The following is a 20102-nucleotide window of genomic DNA, read 5'->3' on the forward strand; positions in this document are numbered from 1 at the left end:
TTAGCTCCACAAATTAGCTAAATTGTCACATGTACTTTCAGGTTTCTCGACAACCTCCTCAATTATCTTCAGAAACTGCGTAGCCAGATGATAAATAGTTTCACGATCATATAGGTCGACTCGATACTTAAGATATCCAGTCAGTAAGCTTCTATCATAATTAAATTTTAATGATAGTTTGCGCGGGCTAGAGCCCCAAAGAGGTATCCTGGTATCTTTCTGAGTTAATGGCTTCAGTTTAAAGCCAGGATCAATTGGTTTGATAGTCAAGTGCTGGAAGTCAAAAGACACGTCAGGTACTGGTAAATCAAGTGCTGCAATTTGTTCTGGTTGCATGTACTGATATTCAAAAAACTGAACTAAGTCATTTTGTAATTGTTTGGCCATATCAATGAAGCTCATTGTAGGAGCTGAATGGATAATCAGCGGCAGTTCATTTGCCACATTACCCATCGTTGTTTGGTATTTTTCAGTTTCTCGTCCAGCACAAAGCATAGTAACAAAGGCTTGCTCTGTTTTACTAAATTGCGCCAACACTAATGCATAGGTTGCAAGCAGTAAATTAGGCAGCGTTACTTGGCTTTGTTTCGCTAAATTTTGCAGTTTGCTAAGTAATTCCGTAGAAATAGTAATTGCTTCTTTTGCTCCAAACGTGGATGCTTGCTGCGGTAAAGGTCTATCCGTAGGCAATAGCGGGGGATTATAGTTCTGTAGGGTATCACGCCAAAAAGCAACGTATTTTTCATAAGTACCATCAACTACGTTGGTTAATTGCCAATCCACGAAATCTTCATACGGTGTAGCCACAGGCAAGGTTTGCGTAGTGCGATTTTGATTTTGTGCATAAAAATGCAGAATATCTTCAAACAGAATCAAACTGCTGCCACCATCGGTTAATAAATGACTCACACTGACGGCCCAAACATAACGTTCGTCAGTTTGTTGAATCAAATAGCTTTCCAATAAGGGGGCTTTACTCAAGTCAAAGGTATGAGTGCTTATTTTTCGCAGCAATTGGTTTATTTTTTGGGTTTGTTCTCCTTCTTCTAAGGTACGAAGATCAACGTAGTGTAATTTAAAATCAACCTCATCATGGCAAAATTGAAATGGTGCTCCCATTGAAATATGAAAACTGTAACGCAGCATCGGATGTCGTTCGATAACCTGCTGAATGCTTTTTTCCAAAATAGCGACGTCCACAGGACCCTCAAGTTGGAACTGATTGGTCACTACATAAATAGGATTTGTGGGTTGATCTTGAATATGCTTCCAAATACGGGTTTGTTGCACCGATAGTTGCAATAAGTGGTGCGGCGCTACTGCTGTTGATGGTGTTGCAAGCACTTGCACTGCGGCATCACCTATTTTTTCATTCAAAAAGTGAACTACATTTTCCAGTGAGCGGTCCTCAAACAGCAAGGCTTGGATGCTTAAATTTTCCAGCGACAATTTGGATTGCAGCTGACGTACTAATTCCATGCCCAGAATTGAATCCATACCCAGTGATAATAAGTTGGTGTTCATTGGCAAGGGGTCACTTTCTTTTAATCGAAGAATGCTACGAACCTCTTTCATGAAAAATTCTGTTAACTCAGTGACCCGTTGCTCCGGTTGTTGACTCTTTAATCGCACTATCAGGTCTTGACTCTGTTGCTTCGTTGATGCGTGTTGAGCTTCTTCAGTTGCAGGAATAATCTCGGCCAATAATTTTTTATAGGAACGAGGTAAATGCGCTCGCTGTGACGCCATATTATTAGGCATTAAACACAACTGGGTGAAAGACCCTGACATGGCTTGTTTTAATGCGGCTAAGCCTAAAGCTTCACTAATATTGTGAATACCATAAGCCGACCAAGATTGTGCTAAATCTCGAGTCATGCCTACTTGCTGCCAAGGACCAAAATTAATACTAAGTGCGGGCAAGCCTGCTTGCACGCGGTAGTGGGCTAAATTATCGAGAAAAGTATTCGCTGCGGCATAATTTGCTTGTCCTGGGGTACCCAATAAAGAACTGAGTGATGAAAACATCACAAACTGTTCTAGCTCAGGGAGAAGCTCCACACTTAAGTGGTGCAAATTACAAGCCCCTTGTACTTTTGCGGCGAACACTTGGTCGAAATTCTGCCAGGTTAACTGTGACCATAAGCCATCACTTAAAGTGCCGGCGGCATGAAAAATTCCTTTAATTGCAGGCAGCGTATTTTGGATTTCCATTAACGTTTGACGCAGTTGTTGGCAATCGCTTACATCGGTTTGCATGTAGTTTATGCTTATACCCTCAACACGCAAGGGATTAAGCATTGCGGTTATTTCATCGTTTAATGGACGTCTTCCCAGTAAAATAATCGAATTTACTTCTTGCTGAATCAGCCATTTACATAAAACGGAGCCTATGCCGCCAAGTCCACCAGTAATGAGATAAGAGGCATTTTTTATTAATGCTTTTTTGTTGGTGATCGGAGGCAATAATGCAGGAGTGACTCGTGGTACGTATAATGAATCGTTGTGATAGGCAAGGATGGCTTCATCTTGCTGTTGGGCAAGCAATTGTTGCAGTTGTAAGGCTGCGTTTTGTGTCGTGGTTTCCAGCTCAACATCAAAATGATGATAATCCAGTTCAGGGTATTCAAGCACCAATGTTTTTCCCATACCGACTAATGGTGAAAAGAGCGGTAAGGAGCGAGGGGCTACGGTGGTTGTTCCTCTGGTTACGGTCCATAGCTTGGCTTGTTGTTTGTGCAGCATGAGTGTTTGCACTAAATGTAGCAAGCCGACACAGGAGTTTTTAATTAATTGATTAATATCATCACAAGTTAGCGATTGTATTTGCTGTTCCTGGAAAAACTCAGTACCAACTAAGCCCCATAAATAGACGATACCTTGAATTTCTGCGTGTCTACTTAACAGGCTTGCAAACTGTTCTGGCTCAGCAGGATTGATCACGGCTACGTCTTGAGACAACTCAAATTTTCTTCCTGGGTGTACCTGCACAATCTCTGGTAAATAGGTGGATAAGAGCTCTATCATATTCTGGCTTTCTGCATCTTGATTTGCAAAAACCAACCATTTTCCAGTCTGTGTTTGCGGTCTACTTAATGGCTGCAGTGCTCCTAATGGCTTCCATTCCAGCTGATAAAGTGCCTGACTTAAACCTCGATTTATGGCGCTACTTTCTGGAGTCTTCTGTCCCCCTGCCAGCCAATAGGATTGATGTTGAAACGCATAAGTAGGTAACTGTTTTGCATCGCCTGAGAATCCATACGGAGCATCATAAGCCTGCCAATTAATGTTATGTCCGTTTTCATAGAGTTGAGCGACCGCATCAGATAAGATTTGCCAATCAGGGTGATTTCTTCTAAGCGAAGCAAGCCATAAAACCTGTTGTGAGCGATTTGTCTGTTGTCTGGCAAAGGCTAATAAAACAGGTTGAGGTCCCACCTCAATAAAGGTTTGATAGTTTTCTGAAATTAATTCTTTGATTCCTGTACTAAATTGTACTGTAGCAAGGACATGCTCGGCCCAATACTCTGCGTTGATGGCGGAAACTTCTTTACCACTAACATTAGAGATAAGCACACGCTTCGGTGTATGGTACTCAATGGTTGTGGCAATTTGCTTAAATTCAGCAATCATTGGGCGCAAAAGCTCGGAATGAAAAGCATGAGACACTTGCAACTCAATGGTGCGGATTCCCTGTTGTTGACATTGCTGGTTTAATTGGCAAATGGCTTCATCTTCGCCAGCAAATACCACTTGGCTGATGCTGTTTACTGCAGCAATATTTAAGATTGCCTCCGGAGACTGTGTTTTAAACTCTTGCAGTAACGCTTGAGCTTGAGTTTCATCCACATTCACGCTAAGCATACTGCCCTTTTGTTGAGCTTGCATGAGTCGTGCGCGGGCGGCGATAAGTTTTAACCCATCGGCTAAACTCATAACCCCAGCTACAGTTGCCGCGACATATTCACCTACGCTGTGACCAATAACCGCTGTTGGCAAAATTCCCCAGCTCATCCATAATTGCGCTAAAGCATATTGCAGAACAAACAACGCGGGTTGCGTATACTGAGTTTGATTTAATAAAGATGCCTTCTCTGGATCAAACATTATTTTAGTCAGAGGTTCAGGCAAATAATCCACCAATATTTGGCTGCATTGATCGATCTCTTGCCTAAACAAAGGATGAGTATTATAAAGTTCCCAGCCCATTCCTGAATATTGAGAACCTTGCCCTGTAAATAAAAAGGCGGTTTTCGCTGTATTTATTTCTGCAGCTTTATTGGTTGGCATTGTTGTGCGTAATTTCTCAATTAATTCCTCATGAGTTTGTACTGGAAAAGCCAAGCGATAATCTAAAGTGCTGCGGCCAAGAGCAAGTTTATGACATACATTGGCTAACTCAAGGCTCGTTTCGCCTTGAACGAATTCTGCTAAGCGTGCTTGTTGTGCTGCTAAAGCCTCTGGAGTATGCCCTGATAAAGTGAGGACATGCATTGGTCTTTCTGGTGTATCCGCAGAGCCAGTCACTATCTCGGCAGTTGGGGCCTCAGTAAGGATAAGGTGCGCATTGGTTCCCGTAAAACCAAAAGAACTCACCCCTGCATAACGTATTTGTTTTTGCATGCCAGGTTCCCAGGCTTGTAAGCTTGTAGGTACTTGTGCAGGAATAGCGGCTAAGTTAATTAACGGATTGACGGTTTCAAAATGCAAATTGGCTGGAATTTGTTTATGCTGTAACATCAAAATCGTTTTGATAAGACCGGCCATACCAGCAGCCGCTTCCAAATGACCAATGTTGCTTTTCACCGAACCTATATATAGATCCTTTTGGCGTGTTCCAGTGGCAAAAACCTCTTTCAGCGCATTAAACTCAATGGGATCACCTAAGCGTGTACCGGTACCATGAGTTTCAATATAATCAATTGCATCAGGAGAAATTCCTGCGGCCTGGATGGCTTTACTAATTAAATCGTGTTGGGCTTTAGGACTTGGCGCAGTAATACCATTACTGTGGCCATCACTATTAACTACTGCACTTTGAATCACCGCCAAAATAGGATCTTTATCTCGTTGCGCATCGGCTAATCGTTTTAAGATGAGCACACCGCATCCTTCACTACGGACATAACCATCCGCCTTGGCATCAAAGACTTGGCATTTGCCATTAGGTGATAACATGCCTGCTTGAGAAAAACTTACACTTAAAGACGGATCGAGAATGATGTTCACTCCACCCACAATCGCTAAGCTATAGCCTTTTTCATGTAAATCCTGACATGCATTGAATACAGCGACTAATGAAGAGGAGCATGCAGTATCCACGGCGATCGATTCACCATGAGTTCCTAAAAAATAGGCAATACGTCCAGCTGCTGCACTATGGGCGTTACCTATACCATAATAAGCATCCGTATTATGGTGTGCCGTATCATGTGCTAATTGGCTGTAGTCATTTGAAGCAATCCCAATAAAAATAGCTGCATCAGTATTATCTAAAGATAAGGGAGCAATACCTGCACGCTCAAGTGCTTCCCAGGTTAACTCCAGCAACAGACGATGTTGCGGATCCATCGCTTCTGCCTCACGGCGACTGATATTAAATAAAGCGGCATCAAATTGATCAATATTATCAATAAAACCGCCTTTAGATGTGGCTATTGTTCCCGCAACACCTGGTTGTGCCGTATAAAGTTCAGAATCCCAACGACTCAAAGGAACGTTGCTGATTCCATCTTTAGCACTTTGTAATAGCTCCCAAAATTTTTGTGGGCTGTTACTACCTCCAGGAAAGCGGCAGCTCATACCGATGATTGCTACCGGCTCAAAGCGTTTTTGGTGGTGTTGCTGCCCATTGTGTGGCGTAGGCGAATGAGCCTCAGGGAGCAAATGGCTTGCTAAAGCGTCAATAGTGGTAAAGGACCATAATAAACTAGGGTTGATTTCTTGGTTTATCAATTGACTCAGAGCTGCGGTAAACTGCACTGCGCTTACGGAATCCATGCCGTAGTAAGAAAAATTCTTGTGAACATCAATTTGTTCCAGTGGCAGCGATAAATTACTGGCTAGCCATTGTTTCATCCATGAGGTTAGACTGTTTTTTTCATGCGCATTAGCTAAGCTAGGCACTTGCTGTTCTGGTTGGAGCGCTTTTCGCTGCCATTGGGCATATACGTGCAATTGCTTCGCTAGAAAAGCTTGTTTGCATCCGCTACGTTGCACTTTGCCACTAGAGGTTCGGGGTAATGATGATTGTTTGATTAATACAATCTCACTAGGCAATACAGGTAACTCTTGGGAACAACAATCTAAGATTGCTGAAAAAATTTCATCGAATTGTTTCGCACTACGATGCACTTCCTGAACCAGGATTAATTCGGGTTCATTATTTTCCTTTTCAATAACAAAGGCAGCACCACCATGTTTTATTAACAAGGAATGGCTCTTTTCAACACAATGCTCAATATCTTGAGGATAAAGATTTTGCCCACGAATGATAATTAAATCTTTAAGACGTCCAGTTATAAACAGTTCACCATTGGGGTTTAAAAAACCTAAGTCCCCGGTTCGTAAAAAGGATTTGTCTTCAGTGCTTAATCTTAGGTTAAAAATTTCTTGATTCAGTTGGGGTTTGTTCCAATATCCCTTCGTAACCGAGTCACCATGAACAACAATTTCCCCAATTTTATTCGTAGGCAAAATGTCCAAACTGGAAGGGTCAATGATTTTTAAGTCGTAGTTACTATAGGGCGTACCGCAGCCAACCAAAAGAACATGCTCTTCATCTTCTTGAGCTTCTCTAATGATGTTATTTTGAAATGCTTGCTTATTCGCTCGCATGAGCACTGTTTTAGTACCCACTTCTTTGGTTGATATCAACAAGGTGGTTTCGGCCATACCATAGGAGGGATGACACGCATTCGCGCTAAACCCACATTCTGCGAATGCCTCACTAAATTGTTTTAAATGCTCAGCATTCACTGGCTCAGAACCATTAACTGCAAAAAGCCATGAGCTTAAATCTAAGTCCTTTTTCTCTTCTGCGGTAATAACTCTGGAGCATAAATCGTAAGCAAAGTCAGGTGCTGCTGTACATTCAGCGCGATAATCACTGATAGCTTTTAACCATTTTAATGGGTTTTTCAAAAAATCAGTGGGCGACATGCTGACCACATGGCCATTGTAGGCCAAAGGAAAAAGTGTACAGCCAATCATCCCCATATCATGAAATGGAGGCAGCCAAGAACAGAGCGTGGTCACTCGTCTATCTAATTTTTCATTGATGCACTGTGCATTAGCAATGATGTTCCCATGGGTTACCATCACCCCTTTGGGGTTTCCAGTAGAGCCAGAGGTATATTGTAGAAAGGCTACGTCTTTATCTGAAATCGCAGGAAATTGGGTTAAGGAGGGCGTGGTATCTTCTTTTTCCTCCACAATGAGGACTTGTGTTTTATTATCTTCATTAAAATCTAGGCGATGAATTACCGCAGCAGAAGTAATAATCACTTGCACAGAAGCATCTTCGATAATCGATAATAATCTAATGTTATGGCGACTGTTGGTGGGAGGATATGCAGGAACTGCAATAACTCCGGCGAGTAAACACCCTAAAAAGGATACCAGATAATCTATTCCCGGATTTAATAAAATAATTGCCCGTGAGCCAGGCTCAGCAAGCCTTAGAATTCGCGTTGCAAAATGCTCGATTTGTTCTAGTAATGCTTTATTGGATAAAGAAATGTTCTCTTTCTGAGTAAGGAATGTTAAAGCAGCTTTATCAGGAGTGTTTTGAGCATTTCTTCTTAGTCGGTCGATGATGGTTTCTGTACTGATTACATCTGGGCTCATTTTTCATCTCTGTTAACAGCGGTATTGCTTTTTAAAGGTAGCACAAAATTTATACAAATCCAGGTTGTTTTTTAACCTTATTGTGCAATGCGGCATTAAAAATGAATATTTGTTTTTAAATTCAATATTTAGGGGAAATCAAAAAAAACCACGCAAATTGATCTATAATTACTCAAACCTCATTTTATTGGTTTTTAAACTTATGAGTAGCTGAATTTAGGCTTTAGAGAGGGGGAGGCTTAGGAACCGAATGAGTGGTTTTTAATAAGGTTTTAACTTTGTAATAAAAGGAAACAACTATGCATCAACCTATTGAATCCAGTCTAGGGGCTTTTTTACGAGAACGCCATTTTTCAAATCCCGTTCTAATAAAAGAATCAGAAAATATGTCAGGGGCGCTGTATTTTGCTCGAGAAGAGAGTGGCGAAATAACAGCCACCATAAAAATGATAAATCGAGATAAATTAGAAGAGTTATATCAGTTAAATCATGCAGAACTGATTAATTTCTTTATGTTACATACGGCTTATATCGATGACATTACTAAGAAGATAGCATCCCCCAGGTTGATTTCAATAAATAATTCATTTGTGCAGGAATATGATGATCTTGTATTTTACATGATGCATTTCGTTCCCGGCGAAAATAAAGAACCATCTCATCTTAATCTCGCTCAAAAAAGGGAAATTGCGCAAGTGCTCGCTACCTTACATCGAAGCGAACTGTCTCATTATAATAGGGATTTTTTTAATCTTAAATCGTATTTCTTTGCTAGTTGCTGGAAAAATCTGGTCGCTAGTCATGGCTTGGCTTTAGTGGAAAAACTAGCGATACAATATTTGAATAACCCTTTAAAAAATTTGTTAAGTGGAGTGTATGCAAGGGTAACCCCTGAGGAAATTTTGCGCCTGGGACAAGATAAATCATCAGTTATTTGTCATTCCGATATAAAACCTAAAAATGTTATTTGGAATAATGCGGGTGAATATTTTCTAATTGATTGGGAAAATTTTTGCTTGATGCGTGCAGAAATCGATTTTATCGATACGGTTACCAGCTGGGTTCTGCAAAAAAATGGTGATGAACCGTATTTAGATATGACTGCGGCAAAATGCTTTAGAGATGCTTATGCACGGCCTTTAGCGATTAATGACATTGATGTTTATATTTCTGCGGCTAAATGGATTTTTTGGGTTTTGACTTGTTATTCCTTGGCAAATGAAGCAATGCTTCGGGATGGCTTATCCATGCTTGCACTTTTGGAAAATAACCATCAAGCATTACTTGCGTTATCCTAGGGATGTTGAAGCATGAATAAAAAGCAATTCTTACAAATTTGGGCAAACCATGGATTATTGACGGTTTTATTTAAGGTATTCAACTTTTTTATCTTGAATACCTTATTACAGAAGTACATTACGCTGGAGGAATTTCCGCTTTATGGAGCATTAATTTATCTGCCTACAGTGGTTTTGCTTTTTATTGTTCCTAAGCTGCTGGAAAATACGAATGTATTTACCGCATTAAAGCACTGTCTTGATTTTATTTTAATTTTATTTCTGGGGTTTTGGTTTATTATTTTAACGGACAAACTGCCTCTGGATACTTTGCTCATTGTTCTAGCTTGTGTTGCTTTTTTAGCCTCAATGGAGTCTATTTTTTTTGATAAAGTAACGGCAACTTATTGTGATTACACAGATTTACCTTTTGTCATTACTACCACGCGACTTGCAAATACGTTGGGATATATTATTGGCCCACTTATCGGTAGCTTCTTTTTCCATCAATTATCGTTTGCTAGTTTATTAATTACCTCTATTGCAGTTATTTTGATTTATCGCATTTTCTTATTATTAGTGCATTGGAATTTACAGAAGAATGTTTCATTGCAGTCGCAATTTCAATCACAAGGAGTTGAGCTCAATGTAAGCAGACAATCGATATTGTATTTATATAGCCTAAATTTTATGTGGCTTAATTTAGTGGCCATTATGATCATTCCTTTTTACTCTTTGTATTTTTCAGTCTCGCAAATAGGGGTAATTCTTTCTTTTGCCGGTGTGGGTATGCTTGTGGGTAATTTATTTTCAATTTCACTATTCAGGCGTTTTAATTATCGTATTCTTTTTCACCTGGCTGCATTGGGTTTGTTATTTAACTTGTGTATGGTTGCTTTTTTTGGAGAGCATTATTTTTTAAGCTGTTTTTTCATTGGGTTGGGTAGCTTTTTTAGTTCTGTTTGTTACGCGTTGGCTCAATATTTTTCTTTAAGCATTGTTGATTCTGGGGCCTTATCACATTTTTATGGCATTAGAAATTTTATTAATACACTCATTTCATTAGTATTATTTATTCTTTTATGGTGTTTGGTCAGTAGCTCGTTAAGTCACTTTCTGCGGGATTTTTTCCATATCCAACAAACCAGTTTAATGTCTTTGTTTTTCTTATCGTTGGCATTTATCTGGATGGTGTTTTACGTTTTTAACTTTATTTACAGCCGTCAATTTAAAGAAGGTACGTCATCCTGAACTAAGATTCATCCAGGCCAAACCAAACTTAAGGTTGCCTGGATGTAACGCCGTGAAATTAGGGGGCGTATACGGCAAAGTTAGAATGCGCCGGGAATCAGTGAGGCAACCACTCCCTTGGGGGTTTTGGGGGTGCTAAATGGATTATTTATTTCGATGGAGGCTATATTGCCTTCGACTACTCCTAAAAGTAACAGGGGGGCTGTATAAGTGCGAGGGCGCATAATTTTTTCAAATTTATCTTGTAATTTAGTATCTTGGGGATCAAGTAACTCTATATCTAAGAGCAAACTCGCAGGTTTTGTATGCTTAATCACTTTTTTAAAATTATTTTCTGCATGCTCGCCTGATAATAAACCTAACGGAGCGATGAGGGTTAAGATTTTAGCTACTGCAGCAGGATTAATTGGATGAGTGGTTACGGCTATATTTTTTGCATTTAATAAATCGGCTTTATGTAAGATGGCCAAGGCCTCCGCAACTTGCCGGGGGGATTTTTCGTGCTGCATTACAACGGCCAAATACACTTGTTTTTCAGCATCCACGAGTAGGCCGTGATCTTGTAATGTGCAAATGGCAGAAAAAAGATGCTTCAGTTTTGGCAATTTTAATTTGGGGAGCTCCTGAGAAGGTTGCTGAGATTTTGGATAATTTAAAACGGCCATAGCATTTTCATCAGAGAAAAGCTGGTTTGCTTTTAATAACCTGCAACATTGGAACAGAGCGCTTTCGATAAAGTTACTAATGCATGAGAATTTTAGTAGTTGTGGGGTATCACATAGATTAATAATATCTAATGCTGTTTTAAAATCTAATTCTGTCTCAAGGTTGGCTTCAAGCACTTTTTTAATTTCTTTGGGAAAAAGGGCTTTCTCTCTTGAGCTTAGGTTTTTATAGCTATTGATTAATGTGTTTATTGTTAAGGTGGTTTGAGGCGATAGGGTGGTCATAATGCCATTCCTTTGTTCTAAATGATTATGTGTTGAGCATATTTTATTGCAAATAGACCTAAAAAAGCAATATATTATTAATTTTGCTTCATAGAAGAGGTGTTTTGAGGCTGTTATGAATAGGGTTTTGCTGGGCCTTGGGGAAGCCCAGCCTACATCTTAGATACCGCTTATTGCGTAAATTGATTAATAGTGTGTGTTAAACGTTTCACTAATTCATCAATTTCTTCTTCAGTAATGGTGAGCGGAGGTAATAAGCGTACAACGGTATCTGCAGTGACATTAAAGATGATGCCATTGGCTAAACCTATATTACGCATGTCCATAGCTGGTCTATCCAATTCTACGCCAATCATATAACCTTTTCCACGAATTGCCTTAACATGTGGATGTTCACCTAAGTTTTGAATGAGCTTATCCATTAATAGGGCACTATTACGGGTAACCAGATCGCAAATTTTATCCCGCTCAATGATTTCTAATACAGTTAAGGCGGTGGCACAGGCTAGTGGGTTACCTCCAAAGGTAGAGCCATGATTTCCTGGTTTGAATAAATCCGTAGCTTTTTTACTCATCAGGCAAGCACCGATGGGTATGCCATTACCTAGACCTTTCGCCGTAGTAAGAATATCGGGTTGAATATTATGGTGCATGCATGCATACAGTTTACCAGTACGCCCATTTCCAGTTTGGATTTCATCCAAAATAAGCATCCAATCATGTTGTTCACATAATTTGGCCACTGCGCGCAAATAGCCTTCTTCGGCGGCGTAAATCCCACCTTCACCTTGAATCGGTTCTAGCATCACCGCGACCACATCTTCCCGATTAGCCGCAATCGTATGGATGGCTTCAATGTCATTAAAAGGGGCGCGAATAAATCCGGGGACCAAGGGTTCAAAACCTGCTTGTACTTTGCGACTTCCTGAGGCGGTTAAGGTTGCCATCGTGCGTCCATGAAAGGCTCGTTCCATCACAATAATAGATGGGGTTTCAATGCCTTTTTTATGACCGTAAAGTCGTGTTAATTTAATAGCTGCTTCATTGGCCTCAGCACCTGAGTTGGCAAAAAATACTTGTTCCATTCCAGCCATGGAGGTAAGTTTTTCCGCAAGTAATTCTTGTTGTTTAATGTGAAAAGTATTTGAGGTATGTAAGAGTTTTGCTGCTTGCTCTTGTATGGTTTTGGTCACATCTGGATGCGCATGCCCTAGCCCACAAACGGCTATCCCACTTAAGCCATCAAGATATGCTTTTCCCTGATCGTCATAAAGCCAAACGCCTTCACCATGAGTAAAGGTTATGGGCATGGGATTGTAACTAGTAATTAAAGCCATTATCTATCTTCCTTTTTATAATCTTTTTGCCGTCCATATAAAATCGTAGGCTGGGCTGTCAGCCCAGCAAACACCGCCAGCAACGCATCCGATGCTGGACTTGGTAGCCCAGCCTATAATGGCCGAGCGCTTAATTTAATGGTAGTGATTCGGCAATTATCCCATCACTTACTTCATATTATCAGAGACGAACTCCCAATTCACCAATGACCAAAATGCACTGATGTAATCAGGACGCGCATTACGGTAATCAATATAATAAGCGTGTTCCCATACATCACAGGTTAATAGAGCTGTTAAGCCTTCAGTCATGGGGGTGCCTGCATTACTGGTACTCATAATCTTTAAATCACCAGCCTTATCTTGAGCTAGCCATGCCCAGCCTGAACCAAAAGTAGTAGCGGCTGCTTGGGTAAATTGTTCTTTAAAGGTACTAAACGAACCGAAATGCTTGTTGATGGCATCAGCAAGTTTGCCTGTTGGCTCACCACCACCGTTTGGGCTCAAACAATGCCAGTAGAAGGTATGGTTCCAAATTTGAGCAGCATTATTGAATACCCCACCTTTTGATTTCATAATAATATCTTCAAGAGACATTGATTCAAATTCAGTTCCAGGAATTAACTTATTTAAGTTATTCACATAAGCTTGATGGTGTTTTCCATAATGATATTCAAGAGTTTCTTTAGAAATATGTGGTGCTAAAGCATCCATTTCATAGGGCAATTTGGGTAATGTAAAAGTCATGAAATTCTCCTTATTGTGAGTTGCCCTAAGTGTAGCAGGACAAATATGATATTCAATTAATATTTCCTTAAGATTCCATGCCTATTATTAAAACAATTACTCATTCGCTTGGTGTGTGCGGTACCTGCTTTTACCTTGATGCGTCGGGGTAGGGAGAGTGAAATAAGTTGCGGCCGCGCTAGCTTTTCGCCATAATGAGCGTTTTTATTATTTTAAAGGTACACAAGCGTGGATACAATCGAAAAAATTAAAAAACAAATCGCAGAAAATACGATTCTGCTATACATGAAAGGATCCCCAAAGATGCCTCAATGTGGTTTTTCTGCGCGTGCAGTTCAATGCATCGAGGCTTGTGGTGTTGATTTTGCTTACGTAGATGTTCTTGCTAATCCCGACATTCGTCAAATGTTACCTCAAGTTTCTGATTGGCCAACTTTCCCTCAATTATATGTTAAGGGTGAATTGATTGGTGGCTCAGATATTATTGCTGAATTATTCCAGCAAGGTGAGTTAGAAATCATGTTACGTGATGCAATTGCCGTATAAGGCTATTATATTTCGATTGTCTTAGCCAAAGTTGGCTCATTTTTCACTTTTGGTTACGGCTAGCGAAATATAAACAAGCTCTCGATAATAATAATCTGCGCAAGGATTCCTCTTGCGCGCAAATGGAGATCATAGAATGAGTGTACTAGTCGGACGTAAAGCTCCTGATTTTACCGTAGCTGCGGTGATGGGCAATGGTGAGATTGTCGATAAATTTAATTTACATGAGCACATCAAAGGGAAATATGGATTAGTGTTTTTCTATCCTTTAGATTTCACTTTTGTATGTCCTTCTGAACTGATTGCTTTAGATCACCGCATGGATGAATTCAAAAGCCGTAATGTTGAAGTGGTTACCGTGTCTATTGATTCTCATTTCACTCATAATGCATACAGAAATACTCCTGTAGAAAAAGGTGGAATTGGTTCCGTGCGTTACACTATGGCTGCTGATATGACCCATAGCATTTGCCAGGCTTATGGTGTAGAGCATCCAGCTGCTGGCGTAGCATTCCGTGGTGCGTTTGTTATCGATACTAAGGGTGTTGTTCGTGCACAAATCGTGAATGATTTACCAATTGGTCGTAATGTTGATGAGCTCTTAAGAACTATTGATGCAGTACAATTCTTCGAAGAAAAAGGTGAAGTTTGTCCTGCTGGTTGGAGAAAAGGCCAGGCAGGTATGACTGCCTCTCCACAAGGTGTTGCAGAATATCTTGCAGAGCATTCTGGTTCATTATAATAGACATAGCCTAATTGTAGCCCGTATTACATTGTGTTAATACGGGCTCCTTCTTCCCGACTATCCATGATTATCTTTATTTAAGCTGTGACTTTCGCCAGGTATTTGTCATTTCACAAAACAAATCTGCGGTTTTTTCTGCATCATAAATTGCAGAATGTGCTTCATGAGGATTAAATGGAACGCCTGCCGCCTGGGCCGCTTTTGCTAATACGGTTTGTCCATAAATTAATCCACCTAAGGTGGCGGTATCGAAGCAAGTAAACGCATGAAAGGGAGATTGTAGCCCCGTTCTTTTGACTGCCTCTTTAACAAACAATAAATCGAACCACGCGTTATGGCCAACCAAAACTGCCCGTTGACAGTTCTGTTGTTTAATCGCACTAAAAATGGGTTTAAATAGCTGTTCCAGAGCGATTTTTTCTTCTACCGCAAAACGCAGAGGTTGGAAGGGATCAATTTGGTTGAATTCTAGCGATTTTTGGTCCAGCTCAGCTCCAGAAAAAGGTAAGATGTGTTCAAAGTGGCTGGTGCTGCGTTGTAAATTGCCTTGTTTATCCATGGTGAGCAAGACAACACACATTTCCAGCAAGGCATTTTTCTGCGGATTTATCCCTGCCGTTTCCACATCGACAACTACGGGCAAGAAGCCACGAAAGCGGCCTTTCATTGTACTACTTAATACATTATCAAGAGGGGACATGAATACTCCATTGGATTGTTTCACCCGCCGCAATCGGTACAACCAGTTCTGTACCCAATGGCATTGTTGTTGGTAAGGTTTGCGGAGACTTAATCAATTCAACCTGTTTTGGGTTAATGGATAATTGATAAAATTCAGCACCATAATGGCTCATAAAATGATTAAGCTTGGTTAGTTGGTTTAATTCATCAAATACTTGGGCATAAAGTGCAAGGGCGAAGGGAGCTGAATAAATCCCCGCACAGCCACAAGCATTTTCTTTGTTGTGAATGCTGTGCGGGGCACTGTCTGTGCCGGCAAAAAACTTGGGATTACCACTGCAAGCTGCTTGTTGCAGTGCCTTTTGGTCACGCTCATGCTTTAAAATAGGAAGGCAATAATAATGAGGCCTAATACCTCCTGCAAGCAACTGATTACGGTTGTACAGTAAATGATGAGGGGTAATGGTGGCGGCAACAGTTTCTGGTGCTTCGCTGACAAAGTTTACCGCAGCTTGAGTGGAAATATGCTCCAGAATGATGCGTAATCTTGGGAAATTAAGGACTAAGGGTTTTAGATATTCATCAATGAATAAGGTTTCACGCTCAAAAATATCACTATGTGTTACTTCACCATGAATTTGTAATACTAAATTCTGTTCTTGCATGACTTCAAGTAAAGGATATAGCGCGCTCAGGGACTTGGCTCCGGCTTCGGAATTAGTTGTTGCCCCGGCTGGATAAAGTTTGGCGCCTAATATATAGGGAGTAGCCGCGGCGTGTTCCAATTCTGTAGCAGTGACCGACTCGTTTAAATAGAAGGTCATGTAGGGAGTGAAGTTATGGTCATTAGGCAAAACTGCAAGAATTCTCTCCCTATAAGCACTAATCGCAGGCAAATTGGTCAACGCAGGCTTGAGATTAGGCATTACTAAGACACGGGCAAAGTGTGCGGCACTGGCTGACACGGTATGCTCTAATACCTCATTATCCCTAAAATGAACATGCCAGTCATCCGGTTGGCTGATAATTAGTGATTTCATAATTAAAGATTCTTAAAACAGTGTCGATATCTAAGGATAACATGAATTCAATCATGGGGATTATTAATAATGGAATTCAGTAATAAGAGATACGCGTTTGTAAAACGCGTTGCAGTCAGCTACGTACTAGCTGTAAGTACAACGTTCGCAATGGCACCAATCAATTATGCCTTTCCAATGGGAGGGGAAAAAAGTTGGAAGGTAACTGGAAATCCAATCCGTTGTGGTTTATCACTAACAATACCTAATTATGGTATCGGGTATTTCGAACAATTTGCTGCCCAGTCACCGCATTTTGTGTTACGCAAATGGGATGCCGTGACTCGCCCATTGCCAGCGCGGATTATCGCTAGAGCACCCATGTGGAAACCGGAAGGTGCTACCTATATGGTCGGCTCATTAATGATAAATCCAGGCGCTTATGGAATTTTTTTAAAGCGAGATTCCACATTAAAATTATTGACTTATTTATCTCAAGGCTATGAACCTACATTTAAATATCGCTCGGATATAGGATTTGATGTGTCTGTTGCATTGACACCTCGTGGCTTTCAAACACCTTATTCTCACTATCAGCGATGTATCAGTAATTTATTACCCTTTGGTTTTGATCGGGTGAAAGAAAGTGTTTTTCATTTTGCTCCTGATAGCCGTGAATTATCGGATCAAGATAAGGACCAATTACGACGAATTGCACGTTATACCGCAGCAGATCATCAGATTAAAGTGATTCGGATTATTGGTTATGCCGATGAAAGTGGTCGCAAGGGTTATAATAATGCAATCTCGCAATATCGTGCGCAGGCTGTGCAAAATTACCTAATAACTTTAGGGGTTCCAGAAGAGCAATTATCGGTCACTTGGCTGGGGGCGCTAAAACCCGTGGCTAGAAATGATACAGATGCTGGCCGTGCGGAAAATAGAAGAGTTGTTGTCAGCCTGATTAAAAAATAGCGACGGTGCCCAAAAAAAGTATCTTTATGAAAAATATTATTTTTTTTTTTGTAAATTTACTTGCTTTATTAATTTTCGGAGCCATACTCATGGTGTTGCATGCTTCGAACCAAAGCGACGAAAGCATGCTGCTGGTAACTTTTAAATTGTAAGTTATCAAGTAAACATTCAGAATTAATAAAAATAAAAATAATACGGAGACTTAGCATGTTAAGTTTGAAAAAGACAACAGCAGCAGTACTCGCTTTAGGTAGCAGTGCAGTATTCGCAGGAACAATGGGACCTGTCTGCACTCCAGGAAATGTGACTGTACCATGTGAGCGCACTGCATGGGATATCGGTGGTCAAGCCATTGATTTACAAGTCGTTAATAACAATGATTACTTCATTGCTGATACTACTGGCCAATACCGCGATCACAGTCGCTGGAATTGGGGCTTCCAATTAGAAGGTTCTTACCACTTCAACACTGGTAACGACATTACTTTAACTTGGTACCATTTAGATGGCAGCAGAAACCGTTACGGTTTCGTGACTGATTTTGACGGTGTAGCTGATGTAGTTGGTTTCGCCAACGTTGGTCGTAAGTGGGATGCTGTTAATGGTGAATTAGGTCAATTCGTTGATTTCAGCGCGAACAAAAAAATGCGTTTCCATGGCGGTTTCCAATGGGCTCGTGTTAAGACTGATCACGCTGTAGGCCTTGGTTCTGCAGGTACTCTAGTTGACTTCGCTTCTTCTGGTGAAACTCAATACAATGGTTTTGGTCCACGTACTGGCCTTGACATGAACTATGTGTTCACAGGTTATGGTTTCGGTGTTTATGCTAAAGCAGCAGCAGCAATTTTAGTAGGTAGCTCTAAGTTTAACTCAGCTGCTGCTGAGTTTGGCGCACTTACAAATAGCCTCCATGGTTCTAAAACTTCTATCGTTCCTGAGTTAGAAGCTAAATTAGGTGCTAACTACACTTACTCAATGGCTCAAGGGGATATTACTCTGGATGCTGGTTACATGTGGTTTAACTACTTCAATGCATTAAGCAACGTTAGTGCTGCTACTGGCACTGCAAGAACTATGGACTTCGGAGCTTCTGGTCCTTATGTTGGCTTAAAGTACGTAGGTAATGTTTAATTTGTACATGTTACATTTTGCTTAATCTCCCACTTTATCACCCCATTTTTTATTAAAAAAATGGGGTGATTTTTTATAAAAGCACAAACGTATTATCCGCGCAAAATGGATTATTAATCCGCATGTTGGGTCGAATAAATACAGTGACTCAAAAAAAAAACCTATAAATTTTAGTTTTTTTAACTAATTGTCTTGACTTATTTTCTCTCGGTATAGATACTGCTCACCTTTTCATGCTTGCGTCAAAAAAACGACGTGCATGTTTTGTTAATAGCTTCTTTGTGTAAGTTAATAACAAAATTGGAACTTAATAATAACTTATATGGAGACTACGCATGTTTAGTTTGAAAAAAACAGCATTAGCGGTACTCGCTTTAGGTAGCAGTGCAGCAGCATTTGCAGGTACTATGGGCCCAGTTTGCACACCAGGAAACGTAACTGTTCCTTGTGAGCGTACTGCATGGGACATCAGTGGCCAAGCTATTGATTTGCAAATCGCTAACAACAACCAATTCGTTGGCCTTCCTGATGTAAACGGTAACTTCCGTGACCACAGTCGTTGGAACTGGGGTTTCCAATTAGAAGGTTCTTACCACTTCAATACTGGTAACGATGTAACTTTAACTTGGTATCATTTAGATACTGGAACTCATCGCTTTGCTTACAACGGTGCTGTTGATGGTGAGAACTTCACTGTCGCTGCTGAATCTAAGCACAAGTGGGATGCTGTTAACGGTGAATTAGGTCAATTCGTTGATTTCAGCGCTAACAAAAAAATGCGTTTCCATGGTGGTTTCCAGTGGGCTCGTGCTAAGCACAACGCAGGTTATGCTTCACTTGTAGCTCCATTAACTGTTGACGCTGCAGAAGGTTTCAGCACTCAATTCAACGGTTTCGGTCCACGTACTGGTTTAGACATGAACTATGTATTCGGTAACGGATTTGGTATTTACGCTAAAGCAGCAGCTGCTGTATTAGTTGGTAATACTAAGTTCACTTCTGGTTTCCGTGATTTTTCTGAGCCTGCTGCAGTTGTATACCATGGCTCAAAAACTGCAATCATTCCAGAACTAGAAGCTAAATTAGGTGCTAACTACACTTACTCAATGGCTCAAGGTGATGTTACTTTAGACGCTGGTTACATGTGGTTCAACTACTTCAATGCGTTCAACCGTGTTTCAGCTGTTGACCTGACAAGCCATGTTTCTGACTTTGGTGCTTCTGGCCCATACGTTGGTTTGAAATATGTTGGTAATGTTTAATTACTAGCTTTTTCATTACCCACCCTAGTGTAAATAGGGTGGGTTCTCCTAATTTTATTTTCATATTACCTCCTTCGTATTCTCTTTCCTGATTTATTGTTTCTAACAAACTACCCGCTTTGTTATCGTGTTTAGTGCTTATCACTATTAGTCTAATTGTGCCAAACCGCGTAAAGATTTGCTTTAATCAATTTCTTCAAGAAGACCTTTTGAGATCTTTGTAAAAGGTGACTATCAGGTTGATTTTCTTGACTTATTTCTGTGTCATGATGGATACTGTGTGCCCTCAAAGGATAAGTGCTGCTATCCGTTTATTGTTTGTACAATAAGCAA

Annotated in this window: 13 protein-coding genes; 7 read left to right on the top strand and 6 right to left on the bottom strand. The window is 40.5% G+C overall.

The window, feature by feature from the left end:
• Complete coding sequence (locus J2N86_RS00265; RefSeq protein WP_252580149.1) at positions 1-7848, bottom strand: type I polyketide synthase; 7848 nt, start codon at positions 7846-7848, stop codon at positions 1-3.
• Positions 7849-8147: 299 nt separating this feature from the next.
• On the opposite strand from J2N86_RS00265, the gene J2N86_RS00270 reads away from it, so the two are divergent.
• Both J2N86_RS00270 and J2N86_RS00275 read left to right on the top strand, forming a co-directional pair.
• Positions 8148-9146, top strand: a complete 999-nt coding sequence (locus J2N86_RS00270; protein WP_252580151.1) for an aminoglycoside phosphotransferase family protein — start codon at positions 8148-8150, stop codon at positions 9144-9146.
• Between the two features lie 12 nt (positions 9147-9158).
• Complete coding sequence (locus tag J2N86_RS00275; protein ID WP_252580152.1) at positions 9159-10376, top strand: MFS transporter; 1218 nt, start codon at positions 9159-9161, stop codon at positions 10374-10376.
• A gap of 80 nt (positions 10377-10456) precedes the next feature.
• Here J2N86_RS00275 and J2N86_RS00280 read toward each other — a convergent pair whose 3' ends face one another.
• The 3 genes from J2N86_RS00280 to sodB all read right to left on the bottom strand — a co-directional run bounded on the left by J2N86_RS00280 (position 10457) and on the right by sodB (position 13410).
• A complete protein-coding gene (locus J2N86_RS00280) occupies positions 10457-11326 on the bottom strand; it encodes a hypothetical protein (RefSeq protein WP_252580154.1) in 870 nt (289 codons plus the stop codon).
• 170 nt (positions 11327-11496) lie between these two features.
• Complete coding sequence (locus tag J2N86_RS00285) at positions 11497-12663, bottom strand: aspartate aminotransferase family protein (protein ID WP_252580155.1); 1167 nt, start codon at positions 12661-12663, stop codon at positions 11497-11499.
• 168 nt (positions 12664-12831) lie between these two features.
• Positions 12832-13410: a superoxide dismutase [Fe] gene (gene sodB, locus J2N86_RS00290; RefSeq protein WP_252580157.1), complete on the bottom strand. Its 579-nt coding sequence runs from the start codon at positions 13408-13410 to the stop codon at positions 12832-12834.
• Positions 13411-13638: 228 nt separating this feature from the next.
• Here sodB and grxD point away from each other — a divergent pair, with 228 nt between their 5' ends.
• Together grxD and J2N86_RS00300 are read left to right on the top strand one after the other, a co-directional pair.
• Positions 13639-13956, top strand: a complete 318-nt coding sequence (gene grxD / locus J2N86_RS00295; RefSeq protein WP_289781836.1) for a Grx4 family monothiol glutaredoxin — start codon at positions 13639-13641, stop codon at positions 13954-13956.
• 136 nt (positions 13957-14092) lie between these two features.
• Complete coding sequence (locus J2N86_RS00300; RefSeq protein WP_252580159.1) at positions 14093-14698, top strand: peroxiredoxin; 606 nt, start codon at positions 14093-14095, stop codon at positions 14696-14698.
• Positions 14699-14774: 76 nt separating this feature from the next.
• Here the strand turns inward: J2N86_RS00300 and rnt are convergent, their stop codons facing one another.
• Both rnt and pyrC read right to left on the bottom strand, forming a co-directional pair.
• Positions 14775-15401, bottom strand: coding sequence for a ribonuclease T (gene rnt, locus J2N86_RS00305; protein WP_252580160.1), 627 nt, complete (start codon positions 15399-15401; stop codon positions 14775-14777).
• Positions 15388-16422 (bottom strand): dihydroorotase, encoded by a 1035-nt coding sequence (gene pyrC / locus J2N86_RS00310; protein WP_252580162.1) that lies wholly within the window; start codon positions 16420-16422, stop codon positions 15388-15390. Before pyrC ends, rnt begins: the two co-directional genes overlap by 14 nt.
• A 69-nt stretch (positions 16423-16491) precedes the next feature.
• Between pyrC and J2N86_RS00315 the strand changes: the two genes are divergently transcribed.
• The 3 genes from J2N86_RS00315 to J2N86_RS00325 all read left to right on the top strand — a co-directional run bounded on the left by J2N86_RS00315 (position 16492) and on the right by J2N86_RS00325 (position 19769).
• Complete coding sequence (locus J2N86_RS00315; RefSeq protein ID WP_252580164.1) at positions 16492-17376, top strand: flagellar protein MotY; 885 nt, start codon at positions 16492-16494, stop codon at positions 17374-17376.
• A 207-nt stretch (positions 17377-17583) separates the two neighbouring features.
• Positions 17584-18507 (top strand): Lpg1974 family pore-forming outer membrane protein, encoded by a 924-nt coding sequence (locus J2N86_RS00320; RefSeq protein ID WP_252580165.1) that lies wholly within the window; start codon positions 17584-17586, stop codon positions 18505-18507.
• 335 nt (positions 18508-18842) lie between these two features.
• Entirely contained in the window at positions 18843-19769 is a 927-nt protein-coding gene (locus J2N86_RS00325) for an Lpg1974 family pore-forming outer membrane protein (protein WP_252580167.1), read from the top strand.
• The last annotated feature ends 333 nt before the right edge of the window (positions 19770-20102 follow it).

The organism is Legionella lytica, assembly GCF_023921225.1.
Lineage (GTDB): Bacteria > Pseudomonadota > Gammaproteobacteria > Legionellales > Legionellaceae > Legionella > Legionella lytica.